Annotated in this window: 10 protein-coding genes; 6 read left to right on the top strand and 4 right to left on the bottom strand. The window is 71.6% G+C overall.

Annotated features, from left to right (window positions below):
- Positions 1–16: 16 nt before the first annotated feature.
- Genes QSK30_RS14370 through QSK30_RS14360 form a run of 3 tightly spaced genes read right to left on the bottom strand, consistent with a single transcriptional unit; the run spans position 17 to position 13,262 of the window.
- Positions 17–11,638 carry a DUF7927 domain-containing protein gene (locus QSK30_RS14370; RefSeq protein WP_285503101.1) on the bottom strand — a complete coding sequence of 3,874 codons (11,622 nt, stop codon included), beginning with the start codon at positions 11,636–11,638 and terminating at the stop codon, positions 17–19.
- Positions 11,631–12,659 (bottom strand): fimbrial biogenesis chaperone, encoded by a 1,029-nt coding sequence (locus tag QSK30_RS14365; RefSeq protein ID WP_285503100.1) that lies wholly within the window; start codon positions 12,657–12,659, stop codon positions 11,631–11,633. The genes QSK30_RS14370 and QSK30_RS14365 overlap by 8 nt, the downstream gene beginning before the upstream one ends.
- 42 nt (positions 12,660–12,701) lie before the next feature.
- On the bottom strand, positions 12,702–13,262 hold the full coding sequence (locus tag QSK30_RS14360; RefSeq protein WP_285503098.1) for a hypothetical protein: 561 nt from the start codon (positions 13,260–13,262) through the stop codon (positions 12,702–12,704).
- 356 nt (positions 13,263–13,618) lie between these two features.
- Here QSK30_RS14360 and QSK30_RS14355 point away from each other — a divergent pair, with 356 nt between their 5' ends.
- The 3 genes from QSK30_RS14355 to QSK30_RS14345 all read left to right on the top strand — a co-directional run bounded on the left by QSK30_RS14355 (position 13,619) and on the right by QSK30_RS14345 (position 16,132).
- The gene (locus tag QSK30_RS14355; protein ID WP_285503097.1) at positions 13,619–15,019 is read left to right on the top strand and encodes an alkaline phosphatase; all 1,401 of its coding nucleotides are present in this window, start codon (positions 13,619–13,621) and stop codon (positions 15,017–15,019) included.
- 101 nt (positions 15,020–15,120) lie between these two features.
- Positions 15,121–15,825 carry a Clp protease N-terminal domain-containing protein gene (locus QSK30_RS14350; protein WP_285503096.1) on the top strand — a complete coding sequence of 235 codons (705 nt, stop codon included), beginning with the start codon at positions 15,121–15,123 and terminating at the stop codon, positions 15,823–15,825.
- Positions 15,826–16,003: 178 nt separating this feature from the next.
- Complete coding sequence (locus QSK30_RS14345; RefSeq protein ID WP_285503095.1) at positions 16,004–16,132, top strand: hypothetical protein; 129 nt, start codon at positions 16,004–16,006, stop codon at positions 16,130–16,132.
- A 37-nt stretch (positions 16,133–16,169) separates the two neighbouring features.
- On the opposite strand, the gene QSK30_RS14340 is transcribed toward QSK30_RS14345, so the two are convergent.
- Positions 16,170–16,601 (bottom strand): MarR family winged helix-turn-helix transcriptional regulator, encoded by a 432-nt coding sequence (locus QSK30_RS14340; protein WP_285503094.1) that lies wholly within the window; start codon positions 16,599–16,601, stop codon positions 16,170–16,172.
- A 48-nt stretch (positions 16,602–16,649) separates the two neighbouring features.
- Here QSK30_RS14340 and QSK30_RS14335 point away from each other — a divergent pair, with 48 nt between their 5' ends.
- From QSK30_RS14335 to QSK30_RS14325, 3 genes are all read left to right on the top strand, one after another.
- Positions 16,650–17,765 carry an ABC transporter substrate-binding protein gene (locus tag QSK30_RS14335; RefSeq protein ID WP_285503093.1) on the top strand — a complete coding sequence of 372 codons (1,116 nt, stop codon included), beginning with the start codon at positions 16,650–16,652 and terminating at the stop codon, positions 17,763–17,765.
- A 106-nt stretch (positions 17,766–17,871) separates the two neighbouring features.
- Entirely contained in the window at positions 17,872–19,266 is a 1,395-nt protein-coding gene (locus tag QSK30_RS14330; protein ID WP_285503092.1) for an APC family permease, read from the top strand.
- A complete protein-coding gene (locus QSK30_RS14325; protein WP_285503091.1) occupies positions 19,263–20,279 on the top strand; it encodes an acetamidase/formamidase family protein in 1,017 nt (338 codons plus the stop codon). Before QSK30_RS14330 ends, QSK30_RS14325 begins: the two co-directional genes overlap by 4 nt.
- Positions 20,280–20,770 lie beyond the last annotated feature (491 nt).

Genomic DNA, 20,770 nt, shown 5'->3' with positions numbered 1-20,770 from the left:
TCTCCTTGGCGGTGGCTCACTGGGTGCCTGCCACGTACTCCAGCGTCGCGGCGTACGTGTCCGAGGGGACGTCGGGGATCTCGACCCGGTAGTCGTTGCTGACCGCGTCGCCGCTCGGTGCTGAGGGGGTGTCCTGCCGGTGCACGACCCGCGCGGCGCCCGGCGCGAGCGGCTGGAACGCCCCGCCGCCGGTCTCCCGCACGCTGAGCCGTTCCACCGGGATCGTGGTGGTGCTGCCGACCAGGGTCGGCGAGAGCGGCCGCACGGTGACCGTGTAGCCGCTGGTGCTGTTCGTGGTGACCGTCATGGTGACGATGCCGGTCGAGTCCACCGCGACGCCCGGCAGGCCGGTCAGGGTGAACTCCGGGGTCAGGTCGGTCAGCGTGATGAACCGCGGCGCGACCGGGGTCGTCGTCGAGCAGGCGGGCGCGCTGCCGCCGACCGGGCATGTGCTGCCGACCGCCGCGGACTCGACCCGGTTGCGCAGCACCTCGTCGCCGGTCGTGCCCGCGTTGACCGCGACGGTGAACGTGATCAGCACGGTGGCGCCGCGGGCGACCGGCCCGGTCCAGGTGACGGTGCCGCCCGCGTAGCCGACGGTGCCGCTCGTGGCGGTGGCGTTGTCGCTGTAGACGGCGTCGTCGAGCACGCCCGCCAGCGGGTCGGTGATCGTGACCGACGGGTAGTCGGCCTCGCCGGTGTTGGTGGCGGTGATCGTGTACTGCACGGAGCCGCCCGCCACGACCTGGGCGGTGTTCGCGGCCTTGCTGATCGCCAGGCCCGGCACCAGCAGGGCCACCGCGGTCGAGCAGCCCGCCTCGGCGCCGGTGCGGCAGCTCGCGCCCGCCGACGGCGAGGACACCCGGTTCGACAGCGTCTTGTCGCCGGTGGCCGGGTACCGCGTGCGCACCGAGTAGGACACGGTGGCGACCTCGTCCACCGCGAGCCCGCCGGACCAGGTGATGGTGCCCGCGGTGTAGGCGACGTCGCCGGTGCTGGCGGTGGCGTCGCCCGCGTAGTCGGCGTCGTCGAGGACCGCGGCCAGCGAGTCGACGAAGGTCGCCGGGGTGTAGTCGGTCTCGCCGGTGTTGGTGAGCGTGACGGTGTAGCGGACCGACCCGCCCGCCACCGCGGTCGCGGTGTCGGCCGTCTTGGTGATCGCCAGCGCGGGCACCAGCACCTGCACCGTGGTCGAGCAGCCCGGGGCGCTGCCGTCCGGCGGGCAGCTGCTGCCCGGCGAGGGCGAGCTGACCTCGTTCATCAGCCACTTGTCGCCGGGGTCCGGGTCGCGGACGGTGACCGAGTAGGTGATCGTCGCGGCCGCCCCGATCGGCAGCGCGCCGGTCCAGGTGATCGTCGAGTCGGCGTAGGACAGGGTGCCGCCGCCGACCACCGCGGCGTCGCCGTCGTAGTCGGCGTCGGTGAGCACGTCGCGCAGCGAGTCCGAGACGACCGCGGCCGGGTACGCGGTCTGCCCGGTGTTGGTGACCACGATCCGGTAGCCGACGGTGGACCCGGGCGTCGCCGTGGGCGAGCTCGCCGTCTTGCTGATCGTCAGCGCCGGGACCAGGACGGTCACCGACACCGTGCACGCGGGCGCGCCGCCCACCGCCGGGCACGTGCTGCCCTGCGCGGGGGCCACCACGGTCGAGGTCAGCAGTTTGTCCCCCGGGTCGGGGGAGCGGACGGTGACCGCGTAGGTGATCACCGCTGTGGCGCCCACGGCGAGGCTGCCGGTCCAGGAGAGCGCCGGGGCGGTGTAGGTGGCGACGCCGGTCGAGGCCGTCACGGTGCCGTCGAACAGGGCGTCGTCGACGACGTTCGCCAGCGATGTGCTCACCGTGGTGTTCGTGTACGCGGTCTGCCCGGTGTTGACCAGGGTGATCGTGAAGACCACCTCGTCGCCGGGCGTCGCGGTGGACACGTTCGCCGTCGTGGACACCGACAGCCCCGGGATCAGCACCACCACGGTGTTCTGGCAGCCCGCGCCGCAGCTGCTGCCCGGCGCGGTCGAGTACGCCGTGGTGACCAGCCGCAGGTCGCCGGTGTCCGGCCGGGCGACGGTGACGCCGTAGCTGACCACCGCCGTCGCGCCGACCGCCAGGTCGCCGGTCCAGGTGAGGTTCGGCGCGGTGAAGGCGAGGCCGCCGGTGGTGGCCGTGCCGTCGCCGTCGTAGGCCGCGTCGTCGAGCACCCCGGCGAGCTGCACGACCACGTTCGCGCCGACGTAGGGGGTCTGCCCGGTGTTGGCGATGGTCACCGTGTAGTCGACCGACCCGCCCGGCACGGTGGTGGTCCGGTCGGCGGTGACGGTGATGTCCAGTGCGGGCACCAGCACGGTGACCTCGGTCGAGCACCCCGCTCGGGCGTCGCCGGTGGGGCAGGTGCTGCCCAGCTCGTCGGAGGCGACGCCGTTGACCATCCGCTTGTCGCCGAGGTCGGGGGTGTTGACCCGGACGTGGTAGGCCACCACGACCACCTGGGCGAGCGCGAGGTCGCCGGTCCAGGTCAGCGTGGGGTTCGTGTAGGCGACGGTGCCGCTGGTCGCGCTGGCGTCGCCGAGGTAGGTCGCGTCGGTGAGCACCCCGCGCAGCGAGTCGCTGACCCGGGCGCCGGCGTACGGGGTCTGGCCGGTGTTGCTGATCGTGATCGTGTAGCCGACCGTGCCGCCCGGCGTGGTCGTGGTGGTGTCGGCCGACTTGGTGATGGTCAGCGCCGGGGTGAGCACCGTGACGCTGGTGCGGCACCGGGTGTCCGCGCCGCCGGTCGGGCAGTTGCTCCCGGCCGCCGCCGTGGTCACCACGGTGCTGAGCACCTTGTCGCCCGGCTCGGGGTACTTGACCGTCACCGACCCGGTGATCACCACGCTGCCGCCGACCGGGAGGTCGCCGGTCCAGCGCACCGTGCCGGTCTCGGCGATCAGCAGCAGGCTGCCGGAGCTGGTGGCGGCGTCGCCGTTGTAGTCGGCGTCGTCGAGGGCACCGGCGAAGGCCGCGTCGACGGTGATCCCGGTGTACGGCGTCTGGCCGGAGTTGGCCAGGGTCACCGTGTAGCTCACCACCGAGGTGGGTTTGGTGGTGGCGGTGCTCGCCACGTTGGTGATCGTCAGCCCGGCCACCGGCACCGAGGTCGTGCACCGGGGGTCGGTCCCGCCCGTCGGGCAGGTGCTGCCCTGGCTGGTCGACACCACGGTCTGGGTGAGCCGGTGGTTGCCGGTGTCCGGGTTGTTCACCACCACCGGGTAGGTGATCGTCGCCGCCGCGCCGGTGGCCAGCGGGCCGGTCCAGGTGAGCGTCTGGCCGGTGACGGTGACCGTGCCGGAGCTCGCGGTCGCGCCGCCGGGGTAGGTGGCGTCGTCGAGCACGTCGGCCAGCGGGACGCTGAAGGTGGCCGCGCCGTAGGCGGTCTGGCCGGTGTTGGTCGCGGTGACGCTGTAGGCGACCGTCTGCCCGGGGATCGCCGAGCTGGTCCCGGCCGACGACGTGATGGTCAGCGCCGGGGTCAGCACGGCGACCGTGGTGCGGCAGGCCGCGTCCCCGCTGGCGGGTGGGCAGGTGCTGCCGACGGTGGTCGAGAAAACCGGGTTGACCATGGTCTTGTCGCCGGTGGCCGGGTTCCGCGCGGTGGCCGAGTAGGTGACCGTGGCGGTCGCGCCAACGGCCAGGTTGCCGGTCCAGACCAGGTTCGGGCTCGTGTAGACCACCGCGCCCGAGGTAGCGACCGCGTTGTTGTTGTAGACCGCGTCGTCGAGCAGCCCGGAGAGGACGTCGGTGACCGAGGCGCCGGTGTAGGGCGTCTGGCCCGAGTTGCGGATGGTGATCGTGAAACCCGCCGTGCCGCCGGGGACGACGAACGTGGTGTCCGCGCTCTTGGTGATCGTCAGGCCGGGGATGAGCACCGGGACCGTTGCCGTGCAACGGGTGTCCATCGTCCCAGTAGGACAGTTGTTGCCCAGCGCGGTGGACTGGAGGGTTCCGGTGAGCAGCCTGTTGCCGGTCGGCGGGTCCTTGGCGGTCAGCTCGCCGGTGAGCGTGATCGTGGCGCCGACCGGGATGTCGCCGGTCCAGGTGATCGCGGTGGCGGACAGCACCAGCGTCCCGGAGCTGACCGACTGCTCGCCGGGGATCGCGTCGTCGAGGGTGTCGGCGGTCGGGCTGGTGATCGAGATGCCGTTGTAGGCGTACTGCCCGGTGTTGGTGAACGTCGCGGTGAGGTGCACCGTGGAGCCGGGGGTGGTCGAGGTCTCGGTGTAGGCCTGCTGGATCCGCAGGCTCGCGACCGGGATGGTGCTGACGCAGCGCGGGTCCGTGCTGGTGGACAGGCAGTTATTGCTGGAGAGCAACGCCGTGGAGACGACTCGCCCGGTCAGGATCTGGTTGCCGGTGGGCACCGCCTTGGTGGTGACCGAGTACGTCGCGGTGACCGTGCTCAGCGCGCCCACGGAACCCGCCCAGGACAGCGTGGTGCCGGAGTAGGTGATCGTGCCCGCCGAGACGACCGCGTCGTTGTTGTAGGTGGCGTCGTCGACGATGTCGGCTAGCGGGTCGCTGAAGTCGGCGCTGAGCACCGGCAGGATGCTGGCGTTGACCACCTTGACCGTATAGGTCACCCGCTGCCCGGCGGTGGTCGCGGTGACGTCGGCCGTCTTGGTCAGCGTCAGGCTGGTCGCGTTGGTGACCGCCACGGTCGCGGTGCACCGGCCGTCGGTGCTCCCCGAGGCGCAGTTGGCGCCCTGGGTGGTGGAGACGACGGTGTTGGTCATCGACTGGTTGCCGGGGTCCGGGTTGCGGATGGTGACCGTGTAGGTGATCGTCGCCGCGGCGCCCAGCGCCAGCGGGCCGGACCAGCTCAGCACGCCGCTCGCGTAGGAGACGGTGCCCGCGGTGGCGGTGGCGTTGTTGTTGTAGACCGCGTCGTCGAGCACGGCGGCCAGCGGGTCGGTGAAGGCGGCCGAGGCGTAGGCCGTCTGCCCGGTGTTGGTGGCCCTGATCGTGTAGGTGACCGTCGACCCGAGCGTGGCGTTGGGCAGGTCCGCGGTCTTGACCAGGGTCAGCGCCGGGGTGAGCACGGCGACGGTGCTGGTGCACGCGGTGTTGCCGCTCGCGGGCGGGCAGGTGCTGCCCGCGTTGGTCGAGCTGACCGAGTTGGTCAGGGTCTTGTCGCCGGTGCCGTTGGTGTTGACCGTGACCGAGTAGGTGATCGTCGCGACGGCGCCCACGGCCAGGCTTCCGCTCCAGGAAAGGGTTTCCGAGGCGAACGACACCGTGCCGGTCGTCGCCGCGCCGTTGTTGTTGTACGTGGCGTCGTCCAGCACGGCGGAGAGCGAGTCGGTGAACGCGGCGCCGGTCTGCGCGGTCTGGCCGCTGTTGGTGACGGTGACCGTGTAGCTCACTGTGCCGTCGGGGACCGCGGTGGTGGTGTTGGCCGCCTTGGTCAGGGTCAGCCCCGGGACGAGCACCGGCAGCGCGGCGGTGCACCGGGTGTCGGTCGTCCCAGTAGGACAGTTGTTGCCCGGCGCGGTCGAGTTCATCGTGCCGGTGAGCAGCTTGTTGCCGGTGTCGGGGTTCTTGACGGTCAGCGTGCCGGTGACCGACACCGTGCCGCCGACCGGGATGTCGCCGGTCCAGCTGATCGCGCTCGCGCCCAGCGACAGCGTGCCCGAGGTGGCGGCCTGGTCGCCGTTGGCGATCGCGTCGTCGAGGGTGTCCGCGCTGGGGCTCGACACCGTGATCCCGGTGTAGGCCACCTTGCCGGTGTTGGTGAACGTCGCGTTGAGCCGGACGACCGCGCCGGGGGTGGTCGAGGTGTCCTGATAGGACTGCTGGAGGACGAGTCTGGCCACCGGGACGGTCGAGCCGCATCTGCTGTCGGTGTTGCCGGACGTGCAGTTCACGCCCCGGGTGCTCGAGGTGACGGTGTCCTTCACCAGGTTGTCGCCGCCGTCGGCCGGGTGCACAGCGACCGTGTAGGTGATCGTCGCCGAGGCGCCGACGGCCAGGTTGCCCGACCAGCTCAGCACACCACCCGCGTAGGACACCGTGCCGGTGGAGGCGGCGGCGTCGCCGTTGTAGTCCGCGTCGTCCAGGGTTCCCGCCAGCGCGTCGGTGAACGCCGCGTCGGTGTAGGGCGTCGCGCCGGAGTTGGTGACGGTGATGGTCTTGCTGAGCGTGGCCCCCGGGACAGTGGTGGCGCTGCCCGCGGTGCTGGTGATCGTGAGGGCGGGTACCAGGACGCTCACCGTGGCCGTGCACCGCGCGTCGGTGCCGCCCGCGGGGCAGTTGTTGCCGGGTGCGCTGGAGACGATCGTGTTGATCAGGCGCTTGTCACCGGGGTCCGGGTCGCGGACCGCCACGGCGTAGGTGATCGTCGCGGTCGCCCCCGGCGCCAGGGTGCCGCTCCAGGACAACACTGGCGCGGAGTAGGACACCGCACCGGTGGTGGCGGTGGCGTTGCCGGTGTAGACCGCGTCGGTGAGCACGGTGGTGAGGTCGTCGGTGAACGCGGCGGGGGAGTAGGTGGTCTGGCCGGAGTTCACCACCGACACCGTGTAGGTCACCGGGTCACCCGGGGTGACCGCGCTCGCGTTGGCGGACTTGGTGATCGTCAGCCCCGGCACCAGCACGGTCACGGTGTCCCGGCAGGACGAACTGGTCGAGCCCGCCGCGCACGGGCTGCCCGCCGCCGTGCTGTAGGCCGCCACCCGCAGCACCTTGTCGCCGGTGTCCGGGTTGTTCACCGTGGTGGTGAGCGTCAGGTTGGCCGCCGCGCCCGGGGCCAGGCTCAGCGTCCAGGTGGCGGTGCCGTCGCCGTTGTTGACCAGGCTGCCGGTGCTGACGGCGGCGTCGTTGTCGTAGGTCGCGTCGTCGGTGGCGCCGTTGAGATCCACCGTGACGGCCAGGTTGGTGTAGGTGGTCTGGCCGCTGTTGGTGACCGACACGGTGTGCTTGACCGTCGAACCCGGCGTGGTCGTGGTCGCGTCCGGGGTGACCGCGAAGGTCAGCGCCGGGATCAGGACCGCGACGGTGCTGGTGCACTGGGCGCCCGGCGAGCCCGTCGGGCAAGTGCTGCCCGCCGCGGTTGAGGTGGCGGTGTTGGTCATCGTCTTGTCGCCGGTGGCCGGGGACTTCACCGCGACCGAGTAGGTGATCGTCGCGGTGGCGCCCACGGCCAGGTTCCCCGTCCAGGAAAGCGTTGGCGCGCTGTAGGAGACACTGCCGCTGGTGGCCGCCGCGTCGCCGTTGTAGGTGGCGTCGTCGAGGACGCCGGTGAGCTGGTCGCTCAGCGCGGCGCCCGTGTAGGGCGTCTGGCCGGAGTTGGTGACCGCGATGGTGTAGCGGACGGTGGCACCCGGCGTGGTGGTCGCCGAGTCAGCGGCCTTTGTGATCGTGAGGCCCGGGATGAGTACCTGGACGTTGCTGGTGCACGCGGAGTTCGCGCTGCCCGCCGGGCACGCGCTGCCCGCCGCGCCCGACGACACCACCGTGGTGATCGTCTTGTCGCCCGGGGCGGGGGAGCGGGCGGTGAGCGCGTAGGTGATGGTGACCGTGCCGCCGATCGGGATGTTCCCGGTCCAGGTGAGCGTCGGCGCGCTGTAGGCGAGGCTGCCGCTGGTGGCGCTCGCACCGCCGCCGTAGATGGCGTCGTCCAGGGCGCCGGACAGTCCGATCGCGACACTCGTGCCGGTGTAGGCGGTCTGCCCGGTGTTGGCCAGGGTGACCGTGTAGGACACCGTGCCGCCGGGGGTGGTGCTCGTGGTGTTGGCCGTGTTGGTGATCGACAGCGCCGGGACGAGCACGGTGACCGTCGAGGTGCACTGCGCGGCCGGGGCGGCGCTCGGGCACGAGCTGCCCGCGGTCGGCGAGGTCACCGTGCCGGTGAGCGCCTTGTCGCCGGTGTCGGGGTTGTTGACCGTGACCGAGTAGCTGACCGTGGTGCTCGCGCCGATCGCGAGCGGGCCGGTCCAGGTGAGGTTCGGGCTGGTGAACGACACGCTGCCGGAAGTGGTTGTGCCGTCGCCGTTGTAGCTCGCGTCGTCGAGCACACCCGCGAGTCCGTCGGTGAAGGTGGCGGCGGCGAAGGCGGTCTGGCCGGTGTTGGTGGCGGTGATCGTGTAGCGGACCGTGCCGCCCGGGGTGGTGCTGGAGACGTCGGCGGACTTGACGATGTTCAGGCCGGGCACGGTGACCGTCGCGGTGCACCGGGTGTCGGCCCCGCCGCTGGGGCAGTTCGTGCCCAAAGTGGACGATGACACCGTGTTGGCCAGGATCTTGTTGCCGGTGCCCGGGTTGCTGACCGCGACGGAGTAGCTGATCACGACGGTGGCGCCCGCGGCGACGTTGCCCGTCCAGCCCAGGGTGGACGACGAGTACGTCAGCGTGCCGCTGGTCGCGGTGGCGTTGCCGCTGTAGGTGGCGTCGTCGAGCACGCCGCCGAGCGGGTCGGACAGGGTGACCCCGGTGAACGCCGTCGAGCCGGTGTTGGCCACGGTGATCGTGTAGGCCACCGTGCTGCCCACCGCGGCCGAGGACGTGTTGGCGGTCTTGGTGATCACGATCGGACCCGCGCCGACGGTCAGCGTGACCGCCTTGGTCGCGGTCTGCCCGAAGGCGTCGATCACGGTGACGCTGAACGAGTACGTCCCCGTGGTGGTCGGCGTCCCGGAGAGCACCCCGGTGGCGGTGTTGAGCGTCAGCCCGGGCGGCAGGCTGCCCGCGGTGAGCGCCCACGAGTACGGCGCCGTGCCGCCGGTGACGTCGAACGAGGTGCTGTAGGCGACGCCCACCTGCGGTGCGGGTGGCGTCGCGGTGCTCAGCGTTGGCCGTGCGGCGATCGCGACGGTCACCGTCTTGGCGGCGGTCTGGTTGAACGCGTCGGTCGCGGTGAGGGTGTAGGTGTAGCTGCCCGCCGTCGTGGGCGTCCCGCTGACCACGCCGGTCGAGGTGTTGAGCGTGAGCCCGCCCGGGAGGCTGCCCGCGGTGACCGCGTAGGTGATCGGGCTGGTGCCGCCGGTGACGGTGGGCTGCGTCGTGTAGGCGACGCCAACCTCACCGGCGGGCGGGGTGAAGGTCATGGTGGGCTGGGCGGCGATCACGATCGTCACCGACTTGGTCGCGGTCTGGCCGCTGGCGTCGGTGACCTGGACGGTGAAGGTGTAACTGCCCGCCGTGGTCGGGGTGCCGCTCAGGACGCCCGTCGAGGTGTTGAGCGTGAGGCCGGGCGGGAGCGCGCCGCTCGGGATGGACCAGGTGAACGGCGCGGTGCCGTCGGTGACGGTGAACGTCGTGCTGTAGGCGACGCCGACCTCGCCGGACGCCGGGTTGGCGAAGGTCAGGCTGGGGGAGCGGTTGGGGGTGACCGAGGCGGAGAAGCTCGACGGCGGCCCGGTCCCGGCGGCGTTTTGCGCGGCGACGGTGAACGTGTACGCCGTGCCAGGCGTCAGGCCGGTGACGGTCTGGGTGAGCGCGGTGCCGCTGAACGTCTGCGGTGCCTGGGCGACACCGTTGATGTACGGGGTGACCACGTAGCCGGTGATCGCGCTGCCGCCGTTGCTGGTCGGCGCGGTCCAGGTGAGGGTGGCCTGCGCGTCGCCCGCGCTCGCCGCGGTGATCGTCGGCGCGGTGGGCACCGTGTAGGGCACCACGGTGTTGGACAGCGGGCTGGCCGCTGACGTGCCGTACGCGTTGACCGCCGCGACGGTGAAGGTGTAGTTCCCACCCGCGGTGAGGCCCGTGAGGGTGCGTGTCGTGGCCGACGCGTCGTAGTTCACCGGTGTCTGCGCCACGCCGTTCAGGTAGGGCGTGACGACGTAGCCGGTGATCGGGCTGCCATTGGTGGCGGGCGCCGTCCAGGTGACCGTGGCGCTGGTGACACCCGCGGTGGCGGTGGGCGCCGCGGGCGTCGCGGGTTTGTCCACATAGGTGTAGGCGACCGAGTTGGCCACGCCCTGGGTGACCACGGTGACGTTCACCGCGCCCACCGACGCCCGCGCGGGCATCCCGTTGATCACCAACGTGCTGCCCGAGACGGTGAAGCACCCCGTGGTCACTGTGGCGGTGCAGGGGAACAGCGTGACCGGGGTACCCGCCTGCTGCTCGGCCGTGGTGCCGATCTCGATCGCGGTGGCGTTGGTGATGTTCGAGCCGGTGATCGTGACGTTCCCGCCGCCGGACACCGACCCGGTCGCCGGGCTGAGCGCCAGCCCGGACGGCGTGGTCGCCAGGGTGCCCGCCGTGGTCGTGGTGTCGGTCGCCGGGCTGCCGTCCGAAGAGGACACAGTGGACGGTGACCCGCTCTGCACGGTGGCCGCGGTGACGCTGGTGGTGGCGACCCCGACGACGGTGATGTTGGGCAGGGTCGTGCCGTTGGCGATCGAGGTGGCCGTCGTGGTGCAGGTGACCGACTGGCCCACCGGGGTCGCACAGGTCCAGCCGGAACCGTAGGCGCCCAGCGGTTTCACGCCCGCGGGCAGCGTTTGGGTGACCGAGACCGCGCTCGCCTCGTCGGCGCCCGCGAGCACACCGGCGGAGACGGTGTAGGTGACCGGACCGCCCGCGGTGGCGGTGGCGGGCGAGTAGCTGGTCGTGCTCACCGTGAGCTGGGGGACCGGGTTGGCGCTGAGGCCCTTGACGTTGCCGATCTCGTGCACGTCGGTGACCGCGCCGGTCGAGCCCGCGAAGCCGAACGCGAGCTGCTTGGGCACCCCGGAGGCGGTGAGCCAGCTGCTCGAGGGGTACAGCGTGGACGAGACGGTCGGCAAGGTGCCGGTGAGCGTCTTGGCGGTGCCGCCGACCGGGGTGGCGACGACCTTGTAGGAGTTGCCCGCGACCGAGACGCCGGTGGCCGAGGTGTAGGCCACCGTGGTCGGGTTGATCAGCACCTGCACCGGCACCACCGAGGCCGCCCTGGTCGAGGCGCGCAGCGTGACCCGGGACGCGGTGGTCCCGGCGTAGGTGGTGGTCAGCCCGCAGTAGCCGACCGTGCCGTTGCCCGGGCCGCGCACCACGATCGCCCCCGCGACCGCGGCGCTGATGTAGGTGGGGTTGGCGCAGCCGGAGCCCTGGAAGCTCGGCGAGCTGAAGTTGCCGTAGACGTCCAGGCCGATGCCCAGGTAGCCGTTGGGCAGGCCGACGGTCCCCGCGCTCGAGGAGTAGCCCAGCGAGCCGCCGTTGGGGCCGATGGTGGTCGGGATGACCGGGTTCGCCGGGTCGACCGCGGCCAGCACGAACGAGATGCCGTCGGCCCCGGTGCCGCCGTACTGGTAGGTGTTGAAGGTGATGTCCAGGCCGTTGGACGTGGGGAAGCTGGTCGCGCCGAACACCGACCCCGCCTGGGTGACCGCCGCCGAGGTGAGCCGGAGCTTGCCCGCGCCGTTGGCGTCGGTGGTGCCCAGGCAGCTGGTCACCGGCCCGGTGAGCAGGTTGCCGGTCGCGGTCAGGCAGGCGGCGTTGACCCCGCCGACCGGAGTGGGCACGGTGACCGTGCCGGTGCCGCCCGCGGCGATGGTGTTGTAGGCGAAAGAGTTGTCGAACAGGGTGGTGCCCGCCGCGCGGGCGGTGCCGGGGGAGACCCCGCCGACCACGGCGCCCACCACCCCGGCCACCAGCGCCGCGGCCGCGGTCAGGGCAGTCGCCCTACGCATCGCCCGACTCGTTCACCCTGGCCGCCGCCGTGGCCACCGCCGCGCGGTAGCGGCGCCGGGCCAGCCGGTAGGCCAGCCACAGGACCAGCAGCGCGCCGAGCACGACGCCGATCAGGTGCAGCGGGACCACCACCACCTGGGCCTGCACCGTGCGGGTGACCCCGTTGGCGTTGGTGACCGTGACGCTGGGGTAGCACACGCAGAACAGCGGCGGCTCCCAGTCGGTGCTGATGTCGCGGGTGCCGCCGCGCAGCACGGTGAAGTCCGGGAACGTCGCGCTCTCGCCCGACGCGCTCACCCGCAGGGCGGTGGGGCCGCGGAAGTCGCGGTGCACGGTGCCCTCGTCGTGGACCTTGGCCGAGAGCCGCACCGGCCCGTCGAGCACGAAGCCGGGCGCGGCCAGGTCGGTGATCGTGCTGAAGTCGTGCGCGGGCCCGGACACGGTGATGTAGATCGGCGTGGCCACCCCCCGGTTGACCCGGACGTTGGCCTCGGTGACCCCGGCCTCGACCAGGAAGACCAGCGCGACCTGGTGGTCGCCCGGCTCCGGCGCGGGGGGCACCGCGACCGCGGCGCGCACCACCTGGCTGGTGCCCGGTCCCAGGTCGAAGGTCGTCGGGCTCACCGCGACCCACTCCGAGGCCGAGTACGGCGCCCGCTCCTGGAACACCAGCGAGCCGTCGGCACCGCCGACGAAGTCGCGCTCCTGCACGGTGACGGTGGCCCGGGCCTGCCCCCGGTTGACCACCAGGACCTCGTGCGTGCCCGTGCTCTCCTGCGGTCCGACCACGATCCTGGTGGGACTCACCGTCAGCGAGAACCCCGCCGGGACGGTGCTGTACGAGGTGGTCTGCGCCGGGTTCGACCACGGCGGGGTGGTGGTGCTCGAGCCGGCGGGGGTCGAGCCCGCAGGGGTCGCGGTGGTGGGTGTCGGGGTGGTGGGTGTTGTGGTGCCGGGTGCCGTGACCGCTGGCGCGGCCGGAGCCGTGCAGGCCCACAGCAGCGTGGCGGTCGCGAGCACGGCACCACCCCTGAGCGGGTGGGCCATGGGCGTGTCAGCGGTTCAGAGCGTCGTCGCGACGTAGTCCAGGGTCGTGGTGTAGGTGTCCTCGTTCACGAACGGGATCACGACCTGGTAGTCGTTGCTCAGGTTGTCGCCGGTCGGCGCCGAGCGGGTCGACTGGCTGTGCACGGTCACCGGGGCGGTGTTGCTCAGCGGGGTGTACGGGGTGGTGCCGGTCTCGCGCACCGACAGCGCGCTGATCGGGATCGAGTCGGTGTTGCCCGACGCCGTCGGCGCGAGCGCCGGGGTGCGGCTCTGCACGGTGACCGCGTAGCCCGCCAGGTTGTTGGTGGTGACCGTGAAGGTGACGATGCCGCTCTGCGCCACGGTGGCGCCCGGCAGCCCGGTGAGGGTGAAGTCCGGGGTCAGGTTCGTCAGGGTGATCGCCGAGGTGACCACGACCTTGGCGATGGTGTCGTCGGTGTCGGTCTGCCCGGGGGCCGCGGCGGCGACGCCCGCGGTGGCGGTCGCGGCGACCACGGCGGCGGCGGTCACGAGCAGCCCGCGCCTGCCGGTGGCACGGTTCCGGGAACGGTTTGGCGAGTCCGAAATTGAAGTCATGACGTGAGTCCTTCGAACGTGCGCCTGCATCGGCGCTGGGTCCGGGCGCGCTGCGGATTCACCATACGGACCGAAACCGGGTAGCGATTTCCATGCCACCCGATCGTGTGGCGGAAACGCGCTCGTGTGCCGGGGTTGTCGATCTACTGCCCGTGCACCGCCGCCCGATCAGTGGTCACCCGGAAGACTGAGGTCCGACGGCTTGTCCGGTTTGCGCCGTGCGTTGACCTGAATTGCCGGTTGTGTCGCATTGCCCCGGGCGGAGTGTCATCGCCTGGACGGCGAATGGACACCCGCCGTCTGTGAACGGGGATTACCGTGCGCCCGAGTCTCCTCGTTAGGCGAAAGGTCAATAAATGAAACGACAGGTGATTGTCGCCGTCGCCGGTGTGGCCGCCCTCACCGCCGCGGTCGGCGCGGGTACCGCGTCCGCGGACGGTTCTTTCAACGGTTCCGGCGCCACCGAGCGCGCCATTGTGCAGGCGCTTGTCGACCGGCACCCGACGAATGTCATCTACCTCATCGGCGATGGCATGGGCACGCAGGAAATCACCGCCGCCCGCTACTACCAGGGCGTGCACAACAAGCTCAACGTCGACCGGCTCGCGCTCACCGGTTTCGACACCACCTGGTCGGTCAAGCCCGCCGCGGCGGCGCCGTACCTGCCCGACTACGACCCGGACTCGGCCTCCACCGGCACCATGTGGGCGACCGGCCGCAAGACCATCGACGAGCGGATCTCGCAGGGCCCGAGCACCGCGATCGACGTGCCCGGCGAGAACTACGAGACCGTCCTGGAGAAGGCCCAGAAGCGCGGCCTGAAGGTCGGCGACGTCTCCACCGCCGAGATCACCGACGCCACCCCGGCCGTGCTGTCCTCGCACATCTCGCTGCGCGGCTGCCAGGGCCCGGCCAACATGGCCGCCTGCGCCAAGGAGACCAAGGCCGTGGGCGGCCTGGGCTCGATCGCCGAGCAGCAGGTCGACCACAAGATCGACGTCCTGCTCGGTGGCGGCCGCGGCCGCTACGACCAGACCGTCACCGGTGGTCCGGACGCGGGCAAGACCGTCGCGCAGGCCGCGCAGGCCAAGGGCTTCCAGTACGTCACCGACGCCGCGGGCCTCGCCGCGGTGAAGAAGGCGGACAAGCCGGTGCTCGGCCTGTTCAACGCGAGCAACATGGCCGTCGAGTGGAGCGGCCCGGCCGCGGCGCTCGGCAAGGGCAACGCCCCCGCGCCGTGCGTGGAGAACCAGCGCCCGGCCAACGAGCCGAGCCTGGCCGACATGACCAGCAAGGCGATCAGCCTGCTGGAGAACCGGCGCGGCTTCTTCCTGCAGGTCGAGGGTGCCTCGATCGACAAGCAGGACCACGCCACCAACGCCTGCGGCCAGGTCGGCGAGACCGTCGCGTTCGACAAGGCGATCGGTGTCGCGCTGGACTACCAGCGCAGCCACCCCAACACCCTGGTCGTGGTCAGCGCCGACCACGCGCACACCAGCCAGATCGTCTCCGAGGACGCCTCGGGCAACGGCCTGCCCACCGGCTACTCGACCAACCTGACCACCAAGGACGGCGCCACCCTGACGCTGACCTACGGCACCGCCGGCTACGGCGGCCCGGGTGCCGCCCCGGCCGCCACGGCGCCGAGCCAGCAGCACACCGGCGCGGTCGTCCCGGTCTGGGCCATCGGCCCGGGCTCGCTCGCGGTGCTGGGCACCCACGACCACACCGATCTGTTCCACACCCTCGGCGGCTGATCACCCCGCTGGTCACAGGGGCCCGCACCGGTTTCCGGTGCGGGCCCTTTGACATGTAACCCCTTGTGGGGTTATCTATGGGGGTAGCGAAAGGGGCGACCATGCCGAAGATCAACGTGTACCTGCCGGACGAGCTGGCCGAGGCGGTCCGGGCGGCGGGCGTGCCGGTGTCGGCGGTGTGCCAGCGGGCACTGGAGCAGTCGGTCAAGCGGGTGACCGCGATCCGCGCGACGGTGCTGGGCGACCTCGCGGTCGCCGACCCGACGGCCGGGCTGGCCCAGTTCACCGAGCGCACCCGCGCGGTGCTGCGGCTGGCGATCGAGCGGGCGCGCGCCGACGGCGCCGCCGAGGTCGGCACCGAGCACCTGCTGCACGGGATGCTGGCCGAGGGCACGAACCTGGCGCTGCACGTGCTGCGCGCGGTGGCTGTCGACCCGCCCGCCGTGGTCGTCGCGCTGCCCGCCGGGGACGGCCCGGCCGACCGGTTCTCGACTGGCGCGGCGGGCGCGCTGGAGCTCGCGGTCACCGAGGCGGTGTCGCTGGGGCACAACTACGTCGGCTGCGAGCACCTGCTGATCGGCCTGCTCGCCGAGCCCGACGGCGCCGGGGGCGCGGCCCTGCGGGCGGCGGGCGCCGACCTCAAGGCGGTGCGGGCGGCGGTGGTGGCGGCCCTGGCGGGGTACGTGCACCTGCGCGCCCAGGCCGGCGATCCCGCGGCGGCGCTCACCGCGGTGGTGCGCAAGGAACTCGCCCCGCTGGTGGCGCGGGTGGCACGGCTGGAGGCACGTGCGGAGCACACCGGCTGACCCGCTCCGAACTGGGCGAACGTACGGGTGATCTCGTCGGCTGGGGCGGCTCCGGGGCACGCGGTGCCCGGTCCGGGTTCGTGACGCAGCGCACACCGTTCGTCCGGTTGGTGTAACCGACCGGGGGAGGGGGTATCTGTCGGGTGAAGCGAGTCGGCGACCGGGAAGGGACCGTCCTATGTGGATCGGACTGGCAGTGCCGTTCATGCTGATGATCGGCGCCATGGGCCTGCAGCGCCTCGAGCCCGCCTCGATGACCCCCGCCGCGAGTGATGATCCCTTGCAGCAGAACACCATCGGCCTCTGACCGTCTGAACGCCCTGTTCGGTCCGGGCTCCCGCTGGTCAGGAGTCCTGGGCCTGCAGTGACCGGAGCAGGCCGGACAGGTCGGCGACGGTCTCCGGGCGCAGCGCCGCGGTGAGCTTGCGCTCGTGCGCGGCGGCCAATGCCTCCAGCCGGTCGAGCTTGGCCAGGCCGAGGTCGGAGACGTGCACCGAGACCCGCCTGCGGTCCTCTTCGGACTGTGACCGGTAGAGCAGTGCCGAGTCCACCAGGGTGTCCACCAACCGGGTGAGGGTGGGGTGCGGGATCTCCAGCGCGCCCGCCAGCTCGCCCATCGCCCGCTCGCGCACCGCCAGCTCGCGCAGCACGCGCCACTGGTCGACCGTGGTGCCCTCCTCCTCGAACACCGTGCCCAGGTCGCGGGCCAGTGCCCGCTGCGCGCGGGTCAGCAGATCGACCAGGTCCGGCACCGTGGTGCCGCGCTGATCAGCCATGACGCGCCTTCCGCCGGGGTGGGTGTCCCGCGAGCATACTGTCCGGTCATGGACTCGTCTGCGGTCGTGCGCGCGGTGCTGCGGGACCGCGTCGAGGTCGCCGTGGCCGGTCCGGACCCGGGCGCGCTGCGGATCGGCCTGCTGCTCCCGCTGTCCGGCGCGCTCGGGCTGACCGGTCCGTCGGGTCTGGGCGCCGCGTCCCTGGCGGCCACCGAGCTCAACACCGCGGGTGGGGTGGCGGGTCGCCAGGTGCAGCTCGTGCTGGTCGACGCCGGTCGTGATCCCGCGGTGGTCGCCGGGGACGCCGCCGGGCTAGCGGGCCTGGTCGACGCGTTCGTCGGGTTCCACACCAGCGATGTGCACCGGTCGTTGGAGGTCGCGCTCGGCGGACGGGTGCCGTACGTGTTCACCCCGCCGCACGAGGGCGGGTCGCGCCGCCCCGGGGTGGTGCTGCTCGGCGACAGCCCGGCCCGGCAGCTCGCGCCCGCGCTGCGCTGGCTGGTCGCCCGGCGCAGGCTGCGCCGCTGGGCCCTGGTCGGCAGCGACTACATCTGGCCGCGCGCGGTGCACCGGGTCGCGACCGGGATCGTGCACGCGCTCGGCGCCGAGGTGGTCTCCGAGCGGCTGGTGCCGTTCCCCGGGCCCGGCACCGACGCCGACGAGATCGTCGGCGCGCTCACCCGGGTGCGGGTGGACGCCATCCTGCTCAGCCTGGTGGGCCGCGACCTGGCGAAGTTCAACCGCGCGTTCGCGGCGTCCCCGCTGGCCTCGCGGGTCGTGCGGCTCTCGGGTTCATTGGAGGAGAACGGCCTGCTGGCGGCGGGCGGCGACGACACCGGCGAGCTGTACGCGGCGATGCGCTCGTTCGCGGGCCAGGGTGACGAGCGCCGGATCGCCCTGGCCGAACGGCACCGCGCGCTCTTTGGCGGGCGCGCGCCGGTGCTCGACGCGTACGCCGAAGGTTGCTACGACGGGGTCCACTTGGTCGCGGCGCTGGCCGCCTCCGGTGGTCTGCACGCCGCGGGTGCCCAGATCGCCACCGCGGGCCTGCTGGCCACCACCGACCGCGGCGCGTGGTCGGCAGCTCCGCTGGGCCCACCGCGCGCGGGCGGTTTCCTGGCGCGCGCGGACGGGCTCGACCTCACGGTCATCACGCAGCTGTGAGCGTGGCGGGGCGGTGTCCGGCGGGTAAAGATCTTCCAGACGGAATCTTTTCAAATGGAAGGATCGGGCCTACGCTGCGCGGACGACGACACGGCCAGGAGGACGCATGAGCGAGGACGCGGAGCTCGCGCGGTACGGGTACAAGCAGGAGCTGCGGCGCTCGCTCGGGTTCCGGGACCTGCTGGTCTACGGGTTGATCTTCATGGTGCCGATCGCGCCGTTCGGCATCTTCGGCAGCGTGTTCCAGGGTTCCGGCGGCATGATCGCGCTCGCCTACGCCATCGGCATGGTCGCCATGCTGTTCACCGCCTGGTCCTACGCGCAGATGTCCAAGGCGTTCCCGATCGCCGGCTCGGTCTACACCTACGCCGGCCGCGGCATCGGCGCGCCGGTCGGCTTCCTGGCGGGCTGGATGATCCTGCTCGACTACGTGCTCGTGCCCAGCCTGCTGTACCTGATCGCGGGCATCGCGATGAACTCGCTGGTGCCCGCCGTGTCGGTGTGGCTCTGGCTGGTGATCTTCGTGGTGCTCAACACCGCGGTGAACTACCTGGGGATCGAGATGACCGCCAAGGTCAACCGGGTGATGCTGGTGGCCCAGCTGGTCATCCTGGCGATCTTCCTGGTGATCGGCGTCGTGGCCCTTGTGCAGGGCAAGGGCCACGGCTTCAGCTTCAAGCCGGTGTTCGACAGCGCCACGTTCTCCTGGGGCCTGGTGTTCGGCGCGGTGTCGATCGCGGTGCTCAGCTTCCTGGGCTTCGACGGCATCTCCACCTTGGCCGAGGAGAACCGCGACTCGGCCAAGGCGATCGGCCGCTCGATGGTGGCCGCGCTGCTGGTCACCGGCGTGCTGTTCATCGTGCAGACCTGGGTCGCGGCACTGCTGGTACCCGACCCGGCGGGCCTGATCGCCAACGGCGACTCCGGCGGGACCGCCTTCTACGACGCGGCCCGGGTCGCGGGCGGCGGTTGGCTGGCCGTGCTGACGGCGGCGGCCACGGCGGTGTCCTGGGGCTTCGCCAACTCCCTGGTCGCCCAGGCCGCCACCAGCAGGCTGCTCTACGCGATGGCCCGCGACCGCCAGCTCCCCGGGTTCCTGGCCAAGATCCACCCGACCCGGCGCATCCCGGTCAACGCGACCCTGCTGGTGGCCGGGGTGTCGCTGGCCCTGGGTCTGTACATGCAGTCCCGAGACGACGGGATCACGCTGCTCAGCTCGCTGGTGAACTTCGGTGCCATGACGGCGTTCCTGGTGCTGCACGTGTCCGTGGTCGTGCACTACGTCGTGCGCAACCGCAGCCGGAACTGGTGGGCGCACCTGATCGCGCCCGCCATCGGGTTCGCGATCCTGGCCTACGTGGTGGTCAACGCGAAGGTCGCCGCGCAGACCACCGGCTTCATCTGGCTGGGCATCGGCGTGATCATCCTCGGCGGCCTGCTCGCGGCGGGCCGCAAACCGGAACTGGCGGGCATCGGCGGCGAACCGCAGGAGGACAAGTGAGCATCGAGGTCGTGGCCCTGCCCCCGGGCGAGCCGAACTTCGTCTTCGGCGGCCGGGAACCGGTCCTCACCGTGCGGCCGGGCACCGTGGTCGAGCTGTCCACAGAGGACTGCTTCGGCGGCGCGGTGCGGGGGATCGGCGACTTGCCCAGCCAGGTCTGCCAGTTCCCCTACCTGAACCCGGTTTCCGGCCCGATCGCGGTGGTCGGCGCCGAACCGGGGGACACCGTGGCCGTGCACTTCGTCGACATCCGCCCGGTCCGCGACTGGGCGGTGTCGACCACCTTCCCGCACTTCGGCGCCCTGACCGCCACGCACACCACGGCGATGCTGCACGAGGCACTGCCGGAACGGGTCTGGTTGTACGAGGTGGACACCACGCGCGGCACCTGCCGATTCCAGGCCCGCTCCAGCGACTTCTCGGTCGAACTACCCCTGGACCCCATGCACGGCACCGTGGGCGTCGCCCCGGCCGCGCACGAGGTGATCATGAGCATCACCCCGGGCGCGCACGGCGGCAACATGGACACCCCGGAGATGCGCGCCGGAACGACGGCGTACTTCGGCGTGAACGTCCCCGGAGCCCTGATCTCCCTGGGCGACGGCCACTGCAGGCAGGGCGAGGGCGAGGTCTGCGGAACAGCGGTCGAGGCCGCGATGTCCACCGTGATCGTGGTCGACCTGATCAAGGGCGGCGGCCCGGCGTGGCCACGCTTGGAGAACGACGACTACCTGATGTCAACGGGATCGGCCCGTCCCCTGGAGGACGCCTTCCGGGTGAGCCAGCACGACCTGGTCGGCTGGACATCGGAGCTGCTGAACCTGGACGCACTGGACGCCTACCAACTGGTGAGCCAGGCCGGACTCGCACCGGCGGGGAACGTTGTCGACACCACCTACACGATGCTGGCGAAGGTGCCGAAGGGCATTGTCAAGACACCCGCTTATGACGGCATCCACACCAGGCTACGCGAGACCGCATTCCAATACCTCAACGAACGCGGCAACATCTAACCCGACCTAACCCAACCAGTGCCCCGACCTGACCCCGACCGCGCACCCCGCTCTTCGTCCTTCGCTCTTCGTCCTTCGCTCTTCGTCCTTTGCCCTTCAATCTCTAAAGCTGAGCGCGCTGGTACGCAACACCCGCTACGCCAGTGCTCGATCGGGTGGAATGCCTTCGTGTGGGGGAGGAGTACCGCTAAACTTGCCGTGTGGTGGGGATGCCCTTCACCCCACGCTTTTTCCCCACCGCGGTGCTCTAGGGGCCCCGCGCGAAGGCATTCCACCCGATCGAGCCTCCGCTTTACTCGGGTAGCTCGTGAGGTGTGTCGCATGTGGACCTACGGTCGACCTTTCGGCGGCTCATCGCTTGGGCTGCCCGAGGAAAAGATAGGGGGCTCGATCTAGTGAACTCGCTTCGTGTGGGGCCCCTAGAGCACCGCGGTGGAGAGAAAAGGGCAGGGTAAGGGCATCCCCACCCACGGCAAGTTTAGCGGCACTCT

This window comes from Actinokineospora sp. NBRC 105648, assembly GCF_030269645.1.
GTDB lineage: Bacteria > Actinomycetota > Actinomycetes > Mycobacteriales > Pseudonocardiaceae > Actinokineospora.
Note: the sequence above shows the minus strand (reverse complement) of the source record. Positions and strands in the feature narration are given on the sequence as shown.